At 74.6% G+C, this 15,619-nt stretch carries 2 protein-coding genes; both read right to left on the reverse strand.

Translation table 11 applies throughout. The features are described from left to right. Positions 1-1,078, reverse strand: a 1,078-nt coding sequence (locus ACWDN5_RS18815) for a beta-ketoacyl synthase N-terminal-like domain-containing protein (RefSeq protein WP_449677208.1), incomplete at its 3' end; no start/stop codon positions are given. A gap of 12 nt (positions 1,079-1,090) precedes the next feature. Then, positions 1,091-15,607, reverse strand: coding sequence for an SDR family NAD(P)-dependent oxidoreductase (locus ACWDN5_RS18820; protein WP_449677209.1), 14,517 nt, complete (start codon positions 15,605-15,607; stop codon positions 1,091-1,093). Positions 15,608-15,619 lie beyond the last annotated feature (12 nt).

The raw sequence follows: 15,619 nt of genomic DNA on the forward strand, positions 1-15,619 counted from the left end.
TCGACTTCACCGATCCCAGCCACAGCGGCGTCGCGCGGTCCTGGCCGTACGTCGCCAGCAGGGCCTGGGCCTCGATCGGGTCGCCCAGGGCCGTGCCCGTTCCGTGGGCCTCGACGACGTCGACGTCCGATGGGGACAACCCCGCCGCCGACAACGCCGCCGTGATCACGCGGCGCTGGGAGGGGCCGTTGGGCGCCGTGAGGCCGTTCGACGCGCCGTCGGAGTTCACCGCCGAGCCGCGGAGGAGCGCCAGGACCGGGTGGCCGTTGCGGCGCGCGTCCGACAAGCGCTCCACCAGCAGCAACCCCACGCCTTCGGCCCAGCCCGTTCCGTCGGCCGCGTCGGCGAAGGCCTTGCACCGGCCGTCCGCGGCCAGGCCGCCCTGGCGGTCGAACTCGGCGAACGTGCCCGGGGTGGCCATGATCGTGACGCCGCCGGCGATCGCGAGGGTGCACTCGCCGCGTCGCAAAGCCTGTGCGGCCAGGTGCAACGCCACCAGCGATGACGAGCACGCCGAGTCGATCGTGACCGACGGGCCCTCCAGGCCGAGGTGGTACGACAGCCGTCCGGAAAGGACACTGCCCGCCGTTCCGGTGAGCAGGTACCCGGCCACCTCCTCGGCACCGGCGGTGCCGTACCCGGACGCCGCGCCACCCACGAACACACCGGTGCTGCTGCGCCGCAAGGACTTCGGCGCGATCCGGGCGCGCTCCAGGAGCTCCCACGACGTTTCCAACAGCAGCCGTTGCTGCGGGTCCATGGCCAGCGCTTCGCGGGGTGAGATGCCGAAGAAGTCCGCGTCGAACTCGGCCGCGTCGTGGAGGAAGCCGCCCTGGAACGGGCCCAGGGGCCAGCCGCGGTCGCCGGGGAAGCCGCCGATCGCGTCCGTGCCGCTCTCGACCAGGCGCCACAGGTCCTCGGGTGAGGCGACGCCGCCCGGGTAGCGGCAGCTCATGGCCACGATCGCGACGGGCTCGGCGTCCCGGGCCTCGATGTCGGCGAGCCGGTCGCGGGTGTCCTTCAGATCGGCCGTGACGAACTTGAGGTAGTCACGGAGTTTCTGCTCGTTGGCCATCAAAGCCCCACTGTCTCAAGAAGTCCGGAAGGTGCTGTCGATGAAGTCGAAGAGCTCGTCGTCGCCGGCGCCGCTCAGGTCGGTCCCGCCGGCCAGCTCGGTCCACCGCGTGAGGACGCCCCGCAGGCGCGCGGTGATCTCGTCGCGGGCCAGGTCCGCCTCGGTGGCGGTCTCGAACGCGGCCTCCAGCCGGTCGAGCTCGTCGAGCAGGCGGACGCCGGAGTCGCCGCCCCCGAACCGGCGGTCGAGTTCCTCGGCCAGGTCGGCGGCCGTCGGGTGGTCGAAGGCGAGCGACGCGGGCAGGCTCAGCCCGGTTCCGGCGCCGAGCCGGTTGCGCAGCTCGACGGCCATCAGCGAGTCGAAACCGAGTTCCTTGAACGCGCGTTCGGGCCCGATCGCCGCGCCCGAGGTGTGCCCGAGCACGCCCGCGACCTGGTCGAGGACCAGCGTGAGCAGCGCCTTCGGCCGCTCCCCCGCGGGCAGCGACGCGAACCCGGTCGACGTCGGCTCCGGCTCGGCCACGGCCTCCCGCGCCGCCGGGAGGTCGGCCAGCAGCGGGCGCGGCCGGGCCGCGGTGAAGACCGGCGTGAAGCGGGCCCAGTCGACGTCCGCGACGACGACGGCCGGGTCGTCGGCGGAGAGGGCCCGCCGGAAGGCCGCGACGCCCTTCGCCGGGTCGATCGGCGGCAGGCCACGTCCGCGCAGCATCCGGACGGCGTCGGCGTCGGCGGCCATGCCCGAGCCGGCCCACGGGCCCCAGGCGATCGCGGTCGCGGCCAGCCCGCGGCCACGGCGTTCTTCGGCCAGTGCGTCGAGGAAGGCGTTGGCCGCGCCGTAGACCGCCTGCTCGCCGCTGCCCCACACCCCGGAGATCGAGGAGAACAGCACGAACGCGTCGAGGTCGTGCGTCAGCTCGTCGAGGTGCCGCGCGCCGGCCACCTTCCCGGCGAGGACGGCGGACACCTCCTCGGGCGTGATCTCGGTGAGCGGGCCGTGCTGGCCCGTGCCGGCCGCGTGCACCACGGCGGTCAGCGGCAAGTCCGCCGGGATCGCCGCGAGGACGTCTGCCAGAGCGTCCCGGTCGGCCGCGTCGCAGGCGGCGAGCGTGACGCGGACGCCGAGAGCGGACAGCTCCGAGGCCAGCTCGGCCGCGCCGGGTGCCTCGACGCCGCGCCGGCTGGTGAGGACGAGGTGTTCGGCGCCCGCCTCGGCGAGTTCCCGCGCGACGGCGGCGCCCAGCGCGCCGGTGCCGCCGGTGATCAGGATCGTGCCGCGGGGCCGCCAATCCCGGGTTTCCCCGGCCGGGGCGGGAGCGAGCCGGCGGGCGAAGACGCCGTCCGGGCGGATGGCGACCTCGTCCTCGGTGCCGTCGGCGAGGACCGCGGCGAGCCGGGCCCCGGCCGCCGCGTCGAGGGTTTCCGGCAGGTCGGCGAGGCCGCCCCAGGCGGACGGCAGCTCGAGCGCCGCGATCCGGCCGAAACCCCACGTGGTCGCCTGGTCGGGGCGGGAAACGCCGTGCACCGCGCCCTGGGTCAGGCACCACAGCCGGGCCGGGACGCCGGAATCCGCGAAGGCTTGGGTGAGCGTCAGGTTGGCGGCGAGCCCGGCCTCCGCGTCACCGGTGAGGGCCAGCAAGGAGACAACGCCCTCGACGTCGGCGTGGTCGCGCAGCACGGCGGTCAGGCTGGCGCGGTCCCCCGCACCGGACGAGACCACCGGCTCGGCGCCGTGAGCGGCCAGCACCCGCGCGACGTCGTCGGCGAGGACGTCGCCGACGACGAGCCAGCGTCCGGTCAGCCGTCCCGCGGACGCGGCCACCGGACGCCAGCCAACTCGGTACCGCCCCGCGTCCACAGTGGACGCCGGGACCGCGGGTTCGAGCCAGAAGCGGGATCGCTGGAAGGCATACGTCGGCAGCTCGGTCCGCCGGGCACCTTCGAGGAGGGCCGAGGCGTCGAGCGAGAAGCCGGCGGTCCGCAGCCGCGCGAACGCCGTGACCACGGCCCGCGGCTCGTCCTCGCCGGCGCGCAGGGTCGGGATCGCCGGGATGTCGGCGGTTTCGGCCGCCATGGCGGAGAGGACGCCGTCGGGGCCGACCTCCAGGAAGGTGCTCGCCCCCTGGTCGGCGAGGGTGCGGACCGCGTCGGCGAACCGGACGGTCTCCCGCACGTGCCGCACCCAGTAATCGGCCGTGAACGACGAAACGAGCGAGCCGGTCAGGGTCGACACGACCGGGATCACCGGCTCGCGGTAGGTCAGTCTCGCCGCCACCGTCCCGAATTCCGCCAGCATCGGGTCCATCAGCGGCGAGTGGAAGGCGTGGCTGACGCGCAGCCGCTTGGTCTTGACGCCGCGGGCCGCGAACTCACCCGCGAGCGCCAGCACGGCGGACTCCGAACCGGAGAGCACCGTGCTGGCCGGCCCGTTGACCGCGGCGATGCCGACACCGTCGGTCAACGCGGCCTCGACGTCCGCTTCGGGTGCGCCGACGGCGATCATCGCGCCGCCTTCGGGCAGCGCCTGCATCAGGCTCGCCCGCGCGGCGACCAGCGTGCACGCGTCGGGCAGCGACAGCACGCCGGCGACGTGCGCGGCGGCCAGTTCGCCGATCGAGTGCCCGGCCACGAAGTCCGGCCGGACGCCCCAGGATTCGACGAGCCGGAAGAGGGCGACTTCGAGGGCGAAGATCGCGGGCTGCGCGTGCCCCGTCTGGTCGAGGTCGCCCGGTCCGACGTCCCCGAGCAGGGCACGGACCTCGTCGAAGGCCTGCGCGAACACCGGGAACCGCGCGGACAGCTCCTGGCCCATCCCGGGTCGCTGCGCGCCTTGCCCGGTGAAGAGGACGGCCAGGCGGCCGGGTGCCCCGCTGCCGGTGAGGGCGCCGAGGTCGCCGAGCGCGGCCAGCCCGGCCAGGAGCTCCGGACCGGTCTCGCCGACGACCGCGGCGCGGTGGCCGAGGTCGGCGCGGGTGGTGGCCAGGCTCAGCGCCACGTCCGCGGGGTGCACTTCGCGGTCGCTGAGGAAGTCGTGCAGGCGGGTCGCCTGGGCGCGTAGGGCCGCCGGGGTCTTGGCCGACAGCAGCCACGGCACCGGGCCGGTGACCGGCGAGCGCTCCTCGGCCGCGGCCTCCGGGGCTTGCTCGAGGATGGTGTGGGCGTTGGTGCCCGAGATGCCGAACGACGAGACACCCGCGCGCCGCGGCCCGTCGGAGGTCCACTCGCGCGCCGAAGTCAGCAGCTCGACCGCACCGGACGTCCAGTCCACTTGGGACGTCGGCGCGTCCACGTGCAACGTTCGCGGCAGGACGCCGTGCCGCATCGCCAGCACCATCTTGATCACGCCCGCGACCCCGGCCGCGGCCTGGGTGTGCCCCAGGTTCGACTTCACCGAGCCGAGCCACAACGGCGTGGCTCGGTCCTGCCCATACGTCGCCAGCAGGGCCTGGGCTTCGATCGGGTCGCCCAGTTTCGTCCCGGTGCCGTGCGCCTCCACCACGTCCACTTCGGACGGAGCGAGGCCCGCGTCGGCCAGGGCGGCCCGGATCACCCGCTGCTGGGACGGCCCGTTCGGCGCGGTCAGGCCGTTCGACGCGCCGTCGGAGTTCACCGCCGACCCGCGCACCACGGCCAGGACGTCGTGCCCGTGCCGGCGCGCGTCCGACAGCCGCTCCACCAGCAGCAGGCCGACGCCCTCGGCCATGCCGGTGCCGTCCGCGCCCTCGGCGAACGCCTTGCACCGGCCGTCCCCGGCCAGGCCGCGCTGCTGGCTGAACGCGAGCAGCACGCCCGGCGTCGGCATGACCGTCACGCCGCCCGCGAGCGCCAAGTCGCATTCGCCGCTTCGCAGCGACTGGACCGCCAGGTGCAGGGCCACCAGCGACGACGAGCACGCCGTGTCCACCGTCAGCGCCGGCCCTTCCAGGCCGAACACGTACGACAGCCGGCCTGAGGCCACCGACGACGTCCCGCCGGTCATCAGGTGCCCTTCGAGACCGTCGGTGGCCGCGCCGGCACCGTAGCCGGAGGTGGCCGCGCCGACGAACACGCCGGTCCGGCTGCCGCGGACCGACAGCGGGTCGATGCCGGCGCGTTCGAACGCCTCCCAGGTCGCTTCCAGCAGGAGCCGCTGCTGCGGGTCCATGGTCAGCGCTTCGCGCGGCGAGATGTCGAACAGCTCCGGGTCGAACCGGCCGGCGTCGGCCACGAACCCGCCGTTGCGCGTGGAGACGCGGCCCGGCGTCCCGGGTTCGGGCGCGTACAGGCCGTCGAGGTCCCAGCCGCGGTCGGCGGGGAACGGCGAGATCGCGTCGACGCCGCCCGCGACCAGGTCCCACAGGTCCTCCGGCGAGGCGACCGAGCCCGGGTAACGGCAGCTCATCGCGACGATGACGACCGGGTCGTCGCCGGTCGCGCCGGCCGGGACCACCGCGGCCGGCTCGGGCTCACCACCGAACAGCCCGGTCCGCAGGAAGGTCACGAGAGCCGCCGGGGCCGGGTGGTCGAAGACGAGCGTCGCGGGCAGCCGCAGGCCGGTCGCGGCGCCGAGCCGGTTGCGCAGCTCGACGGCGGTCAGGGAGTCGAAGCCGAGTTCGGCGAACGAGCGGCCCGGCTCGATCTCGCCGGCCGTGTCGTGCCCGAGCACCGCGGCGACGTGGTCTCGGACCAGCTCCAGCAGCCGGCGGTCGCGCTCGGCGGCCGGCAGTTTCCGCAGGCGGGCGGCCAGGTCGTCCCCCGCCGGCACCGCGGTGGCCGTCCGGCGGGTGCCGCGGACGAGCCCGCGCAGGAGCGGCGGGACCGGGCCGGTCGTGGCGGACAGGTCGAGCCGGGCCGGGATGGCCAAGGTCTCGCCGCGGGCGATGGCCGCGTCGAACAGCGCCAGGCCTTCGGCGCCGGACAGCCCGGTCATGCCGCCCCGCGACATCCGGGCCAGGTCGGCGGCGCCGAGGTGGCCGGTCATGCCGCTGGCCTCCGCCCACAGGCCCCAGGCCAGGGACACGCCCGGCAGGCCGAGCGCGCGGCGGTGCGCGGCCAGGGCGTCGAGGGCGGTGTTCGCGGCCGCGTAGTTGCCCTGCCCGGCCGTACCGAACACGCCCGCGGCCGCCGAGAAGAGCACGAAGAGCGCGAGGTCCTGGTCGCGCGTCAGCTCGTGCAGGGTGACGGCGGCGTCGGCCTTGGGCCGCAGCACGGCCGCGAGCTTCGCCGGGTCGAGGCTGGTCAGCAGGCCGTCGTCGAGGACGCCGGCGGTGTGCACGATCCCGGTGAGCGGCCGGTCGGCCAGCACCTCGGCGAGCGCGTCCCGGTCGGCCGCGTCGCACGCGACGACGGAGACTTCGGCGCCCAGGGTGGTCAGCTCGTCGGTCAGTTCGGTGGCGCCGGGAGCGTCCGGGCCGCGGCGGCTGAGCAGGAGCAGCCGCCGGACGCCGTGCGCGGTCACCAGGTGCCGGGCGATCCGGGCGCCGAGCGTGCCGGTACCGCCGGTGACGAGCACGGTGCCGTCCGGATCGAGCTTCCGCGGCAGGGTCACGACGTTCTTGCCGACGTGCCGGGCCTGGCTGATGAACCGGAACGCTTCCGGCACCTGCCGGATGTCCCACGTCCGCCGCGGCAGCGGGGTGAGCGCGCCGGCTTCGAAGAGCCCGGCGAGTTCGCGCAGGATCTCCTGCAGGCGCTCGGGTCCCGCTTCGATGAGGTCGAACGCGCGGTAGCGCACCCCTTGGTGCGCGCGGGCGACGTCGTCGGCGTCGCGGACGTCGGTCTTGCCCATCTCGACGAACCGGCCGCCGCGCGGCAGCAGCCGCAGGGACGCGTCGACGAACTCGCCGGCCAGGGCGTCGAGCACGACGTCGACGCCGCGGCCGCCGGTCGCTTCGCGGAAGTGGTCCTCGAAGGACAGTGAACGGGAGTCTCCGATGTGGACAGTGTCCAGCCCCAGTTCTTCGAGCACGTCGTGTTTCGACGTGCTCGCGGTGGCGAACACCTCGGCGTTCTTCCAGCGGGCGAGCTGGACGGCGGCCATGCCGACGCCGCCCGCGGCCGCGTGGACGAGCACGGACTGGCCCGCTTCGAGCCCGCCGAGGTCGAACAGGCCGTAGTAGGCGGTGGCGAAGGCGACGGGCACCGACGCGGCATCGGCGAAGCTCCACGCCGCCGGCATCGGTGTCACCAGGCGGTGGTCGGTGACCGCGACCGGGCCGAGCGCACCGGCGAACAGGCCGGTGACGCGGTCGCCGACGGCGAGTCCCCGCACCCGTGACCCGGTTTCCAGCACGACACCCGCGGCCTCGCCGCCCATCAACGCCTGGCCCGGGTACATCCCCAGGGTGATGAGGACGTCCCGGAAGTTCAGCCCGGCCGCGCGGACCTCGACCCGGATCTCGTCCGGCCCGAGTTCGGCTTCCGGAACCGGCATCGTCGCCAGGCCGTCGAGCGTGCCGGTGCCGGTGGTGCCGACGCGCCAGGCGTCGTCCGCGGGCAGGGTCAGCTCGGCCGCCGGACGGGCGAGGCGCGGGACGAGCAGTGTCCCGGCGCGGGCGGCGACCTGCGGTTCGCCCGAAGCGAGCGCGGTTCCGATCGCGGCCTGCACGTCGGCCCGGTCGTCGACGTCCACGAGCACGAACCGGCCCGGGTGCTCGGACTGGGCCGAGCGGATCAGGCCCCACGCCGGGGCCTGATCCAAGGCGGGCACCGGGTCGCCGGGGAGCGCGGCGAGTGCGCCGGTGGTGAGCACGACGAGCCGGGCGTGGGCGAACCGCGGGTCGGCCAGCCACTCCTGCGCGGTCGTGAGGACCTGGTCGAGGCCGGTCACCGGCAGGACCACCGCGTCCGGGACGACGTCGAGATCGACCGGCGGCCCGGACAGCCAGGCGAACTCCGGAGCCTCCCCGGTGGCCACGAGCGGCGTCCATTCCGTGCGGAACAGCGCATCCGGCGTTGCGTCCACTGTGGACGAGGTGGCCTGGAACGCGAGTGAGCCGATGCGCGCGACCGGGTTGCCGGCCGGGTCGGTGGCCACGACCGAGACCGCGTTCGGCCCGGCCGCGGCCAGGCGCACCCGCAGGGCCGTCGCTCCGGTGGCGAACAGGGCGACATCGGTGAAGGCGAACGGCAGCCGCGCCCGGCCGTCGTCGGGGAAGAACCCGCCGAGGCCGAGTGCGTGCAGGGCGGCGTCGAGCAGGGCGGGGTGCACGGCGAACGCGTCGGTACCGGGCAGCTCGACCTCGGCGAACACCGCGCCGTCGTGGCGCCAGGCCGCGCGGAGGCCGCGGAAGGCGGGCCCGTAGTGGTAGCCGGCCTCGGCGAGCGCGGCGTAGTGGGCGTCGACGTCGAGGGGTTCGGCGGCGGGCGGCCATTCGGCCGGGAGCCCGGCCGGTTCGGGGGTGCCGGGGGCCAGGACGCCCTGGGCGTGCCGGGTCCAGCGCGCGCCGGGCTGGTCGGGGCGGGCGCTGACGGTCAGGCCGCGGCGGCCGTCTTCCCCCGGCGGGTCGGCGACGACCTGGAGCTGAACGCCGCCGGTGGCGGGCACGGCGAGGGGCGCGCCGAGGGTGAGCTCTTCGACGGTGCCGCAGCCGGTGTGGTCGCCCGCGTGGAGCGCGAGTTCGGCGAACGCCGTGCCGGGCAGCAGGGCGGCGCCGAGGATGTCGTGGTCGGCGAGCCAGGGGTGGGTCTGCCGCGACAGCCGTCCGGTGAGGACGAGCCGGTCGTCGTCGGCGAGGGTGACGGCGGCGCCGAGCAGCGGGTGGTCGACGGCGCCGAGGCCGAGCCCGGCGGCGTCGCCGGTGCGGACGGCCGGGCGCGGCCAGTACTGCTTGCGCTGGAAGGCGTAGGTGGGGAGGTCGACGACGTGGGCGTCCGGGAACGCCGGCGTCCAGTCGATGGCGACGCCGTGGACGTGCGCCTCGGCGAGGGCGGTGTGGAAGCGGGTCAGGCTGCCGTCGTTCTTGCGGAGGGAGCCCAGCGCGACGACGTCCTCGCCGAGCGCCATGGTCAGGACCGGGTGCGGTGACGCTTCGATGAACGTCCCGAAACCTTCGGACTTCAGGCGCTCGATCGCCGTGTCGAGGCGGACGGTGCTGCGGAGGTTGGTGTACCAGTACTCGGCATCGACATGTTCGTTCCACTCCCCGGTCACCGTCGAGAGGAAGGCGGTTTCGCCGTGGCGGGGCGTGATCGGGGCCAGGACGTCGAGGAGTTCGTCGCGCAGCTGCTCGACCTGGGCGGAGTGGGAGGCGTAGTCCACCGGCACCCGCTTCGCGCGGATCCCGTCGGCTTCGCAGGACCTGATCAGGTCGTCGAGCGCAGCCGGCGTCCCGGAGACGACGACGGCGGCGGGGCCGTTCACCGCCGCGATCGACAGTCCGTCGCTCAGCCTCGCCGCCACCTCGTCGAGCGGTGCGGCCACCGAGACCATTCCGCCGCGTCCGGCCAGGGCGAGGATCGCCTTGCTGCGCAGGGTCACGACCCGAGCGCCGTCATCCAACGAAAGCGCTCCGGAGACCACGGCAGCGGCAATCTCGCCCTGGGAGTGGCCGACGACCGCGTCCGGGACCACGCCGAATGACCGCCACAGCTCCGCCTGCGAAACCATGACCGCGAACAAGGCGGGCTGCACCACGTCGACCCGGCTCAACGCCGCCGCGTCGGCCAGTACGTCACGGAGCCGCCAGTCCACAAAGGACTGGAGCGCCGTCGCACACTCGTCCAGCCGGGCGGCGAACACCGGCGAGGACTCCGCGAGTTCGAGGGCCATCCCCGCCCACTGGGAACCCTGGCCGGGGAACACCAGCGCGACCTTGCCCGGCGCCTCGGCCACGCCGGTGACGACGTGGGCCGCCGGGGTGCCCTCGGCCAGCGCGGACAGGCCCGCGGCGAAGTCGCCGATCACGACCGCGCGGTGCGGGAGCGAAGCCCGGGTGGTCGCCAAGGAGAAGCCGATGTCGGCCGGAGCCGCGTCGACCCGCGCGAGCAGGGCCTGAGCTTGCCCGCGCAACGCGTCGGCCGACCGGGCCGACAGCACCCACGGCACCGGTCCCGCCTCAGGACTGGGCGTGGCTTCGGCCTGCGGGAAGGCCTCCAGGACCGTGTGTGCGTTGGTGCCGCTCATGCCGAACGACGACACCGCGGCCCGCAACGGACGGTCGGCCGTCCACTCGCGCGGCTCGGTCAGCAGCTCGACCGCACCCGACGTCCAGTCCACATGGGACGAAGGCGTGTCCACGTGCAACGTCCGCGGCAGGACGCCGTGCCGCATCGCCAGCACCATCTTGATCACGCCCGCGACACCCGCCGCCGCCTGGGTGTGGCCGATGTTCGACTTCACCGAGCCCAGCCACAGCGGCGTCTCACGCGACTGGCCGTAGGTGGCCAGCAACGCCTGGGCTTCGATCGGGTCACCGAGGGTCGTTCCGGTGCCGTGTGCTTCGACGGCGTCGACGTCCGAAGTGGACAGACCGGCGTCGGCCAGTGCCGCGCGGATGACGCGCTGCTGGGCCGGGCCGTTCGGCGCGGTCAGGCCGTTCGACGCACCGTCCTGGTTGACCGCCGAGCCGCGGACCACGGCCAGGATCCGGTGGCCGTGGCGCTGCGCGTCCGACAGCCGTTCCAGCAGCAGCAAGCCGGCGCCTTCACCCCAGGCGGTGCCGTCCGCGGCGTCGGCGAAGGCCTTGCAGCGGCCGTCGGCGGCGAGGCCGCGCTGGCGGCTGAACTCGACGAACGTGCCCGGCGTGGCCATCACCGTCACCCCGCCGGCCAAGGCCATCGAGCACTCGCCGAGCCGCAGCGACTGGACCGCCAGGTGCAGCGCGACCAGCGACGACGAGCACGCCGTGTCCACCGAAACCGCCGGGCCCTCCAGCCCGAAGGTGTAGGCCAGCCGGCCCGAAGCGACGCTCGCCGCGTTGCCGGTGGCCAGGTGGCCTTCGAGGACGTCGGCCGAGCCGAGGAGCAAGTTCATGTAGTCGTGGCTGTTCGTGCCCGCGAAGACGCCGGTCCGGCTGCCCCGCAGGGCCGCCGGGTCGAGGCCCGCGCGCTCGAAGGCTTCCCACGCGAGCTCCAGGAGGAGCCGTTGCTGCGGGTCCATCGCGAGGGCTTCGCGCGGCGAGATGCCGAAGAACCCGGCGTCGAACGCGCCCGCCGCGTCGAGGAACGCGCCTTCGGTCACCGTCACCGAGCCGAGCCGCGCGGGGTCGGCGTCGTAGAGGTTCTCCAGGTCCCAGCCGCGGTCGGCGGGGAAGCCCGAGACCGCGTCCGCGCCTTCGGACACCAGGCGCCACAGGTCTTCCGGCGAGGCGACGCCGCCCGCGTACCGGCAGCTCATCGCGACGATCGCGATCGGCTCGTCGGCGGCCGCGGACACCGTCGTGGGAGCTACGGCGACGGCGTCACCCAGGACGCCGGCCCGCAGGTGCCCGGCGAGCGCCTCCGGTGTCGGCCAGTCGTAGACGAGCGTCGCGGGCAGCGCGAGGCCGGTTTCCGCACGCAGGGCGTCCCGCAGTTCGATCGCGGTCAGGGAGTCGAAGCCCAGGTCCTGGAACGCCCGGTCCGGGGCGACGGCGGCCGCGCTGGGGTGGCCGAGCACCGCGGCGGCCTGGTCGCGGACCACCTGCAGCAGCACGTCACCCGCGGCGGCCGCGGACAGCCCGCGCAGCCGGGCGACGAGACCGCCGGGTTCGGCCGCCGGTTCGTCGAGGACGGCTTCGGGGATGGTGGTCAGCAGCGGGCTCGGCCGCCGGGAGGTGAAGGCGGCGGTGAACCGGGGCCAGTCGACGTCGGCGACGGTCACGTTCGTGTCGCCGCCCGCGGCGTGCAGCAGGGCCGAGACGGCCGCGTCCGGATTCAGCGCGCGGAGGCCGCGGCGGAACAGGTAGTCCTCGGCGTCGTTGTCGGCGGCCATCCCGCCGTCCGCCCACGGGCCCCAGGCCACCGCGGTGGCGGCCAGGCCGCGGGCGCGGCGGGCTTCGGCGAGCGCGTCGAGGTAGGCGTTGGCGGCGCCGTAGCCGCCCTGCTGCCCGCTGCCCCAGACGCCGGCGATCGAGGAGAAGAGGACGAACGCGTCGAGGTCGGTGTCGGCGAGGAGTTCGTCGAGGTGGCGGGCGCCGGTCGCCTTGGCCGCCCAGTGTTCCGCGAAGTCGTCCACTTCGGACAAGGGGGCGGATCGGACGACGCCGGCCGTGTGCACGACGGCGGTGAGCCCGGGGCTGACCCGCTCCAGGAGGTCGGCGACGAAGTCCCGGTCGGCGACGTCACCGGCGGCAAACGTCACCCGGGTGCCCAGCTCGGCGAGTTCCGCGCTCAGTTCGGTGGCGCCCGGCGCGTCGGAGCCCCGGCGCGAGACGAGCACGAGGTGGTCGGCGCCTTCGCGGGCGAGACGGCGGGCGACGTGCGAGCCGAGCGCTCCGGTGCCGCCGGTGACGAGCACGGTGCCACGCGGAGTCCACTTCGGACCCGCCGGGGGCGCGTGCTCGAGGCGACGACCGAAGGTCCCTTCCGCGCGGATGGCGACCTGGTCTTCGCCACCGCCGAGCAGTGCCTGGAACTTCTCTGGGGCCACTCTGGATGGAAGGTCGATCAGACCGCCCCAGCGGTCCGGGTGTTCGAGCGCGGCGACGCGGCCGAGACCCCAGACGGCGGCCTGGTCCGGATCCGGTGCGGGGTCCGCGTCGGTGACCCGGACGGCGCCCGAGGTGACGCACCACAGCGGCGCGTCGATCCCGGCGTCGCCGAGGGCCCGCAGGAGGTCGATGGCCGGTTCCGGTCCGGCGCTGCTGAGCACGACGACCGGGTCGATGCCGCGCAGGTCCTCGGCGGTGACCGGGCCGTCGAGGCATACCACGCGGCCGTCCCACCCGGCCAGGGCGGCTTCGAGCTGCGGGGACGGGTCGACGACGAGGCAGTCGCCGGCGAGGGCAGGCGTCTCGGTGGGCGCCAAGGGGGTCCAGGCGACCCGGTACCGGTCGAGCTCGACGTGGTGCCGCGCGGGGCGCGGCCAGAACCGTTCGCGCTGGAACGGGTACGTGGGCAGGTCGGCCCGCGGCCCGGCGGGCAGGTAGGCCGCCCAGTCGACGGTGCCGCCGCGGACCCACACCCCGGCGAGGGCGGTCAGCAGGGTGCGCTCCTCGTCGCGGTCCCGCCGCAGCGCGGGGAAGGCCGCCCCCGGCACCATCGCGCTGAGGACGCCGTCGGGGCCGAGTTCGAGGAAGGTGCGGACACCTTCGGCTTCGAGTGCCGTGACGCCGTCGGCGAACCGGACCGTTTCCCGGACGTGCCGGACCCAGTAGTCCGCCGTGAACGACGAAGTGAGAGCACCGCTCACATTCGAGAGCACCGGTATCCGCGCCGGGTGGTACTGGAGTTGTTCGGCGACCGCGCGGAACTCGTCGAGCATCGGGTCCATCAACGCCGAGTGGAACGCATGGCTCACCGACAGGCGCTTGGTCTTGGGGAACTGCGCCGCGACTTCGAGGACCGCGGACTCTTCGCCGGAGATCACCACCGACTCGGGGCCGTTCACCGCCGCGATCGAGACGCCCTCGGTCAAGGTGACGGCCGACTCCGGCGCGGCGATCGAGACCATCGCCCCGCCCGGCGGCAACGCCTGCATCAAGGAGGCTCGGGCCGAGACCAGCGTGCACGCATCGGACAGGGACAGCACCCCGGCCACGTGCGCGGCCGCGACCTCCCCGATCGAATGCCCGGCGACGAAGTCCGGGCGCACGCCGAACGACTCGACCAGGCGGAACAGGGCGACCTCGAGAGCGAACAACGCCGGCTGGGTGAACTCCGTGCGCTCCAGGCGCTCGGCATCGCCGAAGGCCTCGCGCAGCTCCGGCCGGAAGTGCGCGCACACCTCGTCGAACGCCGAGGCGTAGACCGGGAACCGCTCGTACAGCTCGCGGCCCATCCCGATCCGCTGGGCGCCCTGTCCGGTGAACAACACCGCCAGGCGGGTGTCCTCCCGAGCCTCCCCGGTGACCACCTTCCCGTCGAGGACGACCGCGCGGTGGTCGAGCGCGGTCCGGGTGGTCAGCGTCCGGGCGGTGGCCGCGGGGTCGGCCGGCACCTCGGCGAGCCGGGAAAGCTGCTCCTGCAGCGCTTCCGGGGTCTTCGCCGACAGCGGCCACGGCGTCAGCGTGCCGACCGGCGCCTCCGCGGGCACCGGCTCGGCGGGCGGAACGGACTCGAGGATGGTGTGCGCGTTGGTGCCGCTGACGCCGAACGACGACACCGCGGCCCGCAACGGACGGTCGGCCGTCCACTCGCGCGACTCGGTCAGCAGCTCCACCGAACCGGCCGACCAGTCCACATGGGACGAGGGCGCGTCCACGTGCAACGTCTTCGGGAGGACGCCGTGGCGCATCGCCATCACCATCTTGATCACACCCGCGACACCGGCCGCCGCCTGGGTGTGGCCGATGTTCGACTTCACCGAGCCCAGCCACAACGGCGTCTCCCGGTCCTGGCCGTAGGTGGCCAGCAACGCCTGGGCTTCGATCGGGTCGCCGAGCGTCGTACCGGTACCGTGCGCCTCGACGACGTCGACGTCCGAAGTGGACAGCCGGGCGTTGTCCAGAGCGGCCCGGATCACCCGTTGCTGGGCCGGGCCGTTGGGTGCGGTGAGGCCGTTGGACGCGCCGTCCTGGTTGACCGCGGAGCCGCGCACCACGGCGAGGACGTCGTGGCCGTGGCGCCGGGCGTCGGACAGCCGCTCGACCAGCAGCACACCGGCGCCTTCGCCCCAGCCGGTGCCGTCGGCCGCCTCGGCGAACGCCTTGACCCGGCCGTCCGGTGCGAGCCCGCGCTGGCGGCTGAACTCGACGAACGTCCCCGGCGTCGCCATCACGGTGACGCCACCGGCCAGCGCCAGGTCGCATTCGCCCTGACGCAGCGCCTGCGCGGCGAGGTGCAGGGCGACCAGCGACGACGAGCACGCCGTGTCGACGGTCAGCGCCGAACCCTCGAACCCGAACAGGTACGCGAGCCGGCCGGAGACGACGCTCGCCGCGTTGCCGGTGCCGAGGTAGCCCTCGACGTCCTCGGCCGAGGACCGCAGCAGGGTCAGGTAGTCCTGCCCGTTGGAGCCGACGAACACGCCGGTCCGGCTGCCGCGCAGGGACGCCGGGTCGATCCCGGCGCGCTCGAAGACTTCCCACGAGGTCTCCAGCAGCAGCCGCTGCTGGGGGTCCATGGCCAGGGCCTCCCGCGGCGAGATCCCGAAGAACCCGGCGTCGAAGAGGTCGGCGTCGTGCAGGAACGCGCCTTCGCGGGCGTAGGTCGTGCCCGGTCGGCTGGCGTCGTCGAACAGCGCCGCGGTGTCCCAGCCGCGGTTGGCGGGGAACGCCGAGACGGCGTCCCCGCCGCGGGCCACCAGGTCCCACAGCCCTTCCGGCGAGCGCACGCCGCCGGGGAACCGGCAGGCCATCGCGACGATGGCGATCGGCTCGGTCGCGGCCTCGACGAGCTGCCGGTTCTGCCGCCGCAGCCGCTCGGCCTCCTTGACGGAGGCGCGCAGCGCGTCGAGCACCTTCTCGGGCGTGGCCATGGTTCAGCTCCA

It is taken from the genome of Amycolatopsis sp. NPDC003731, from assembly GCF_053586895.1.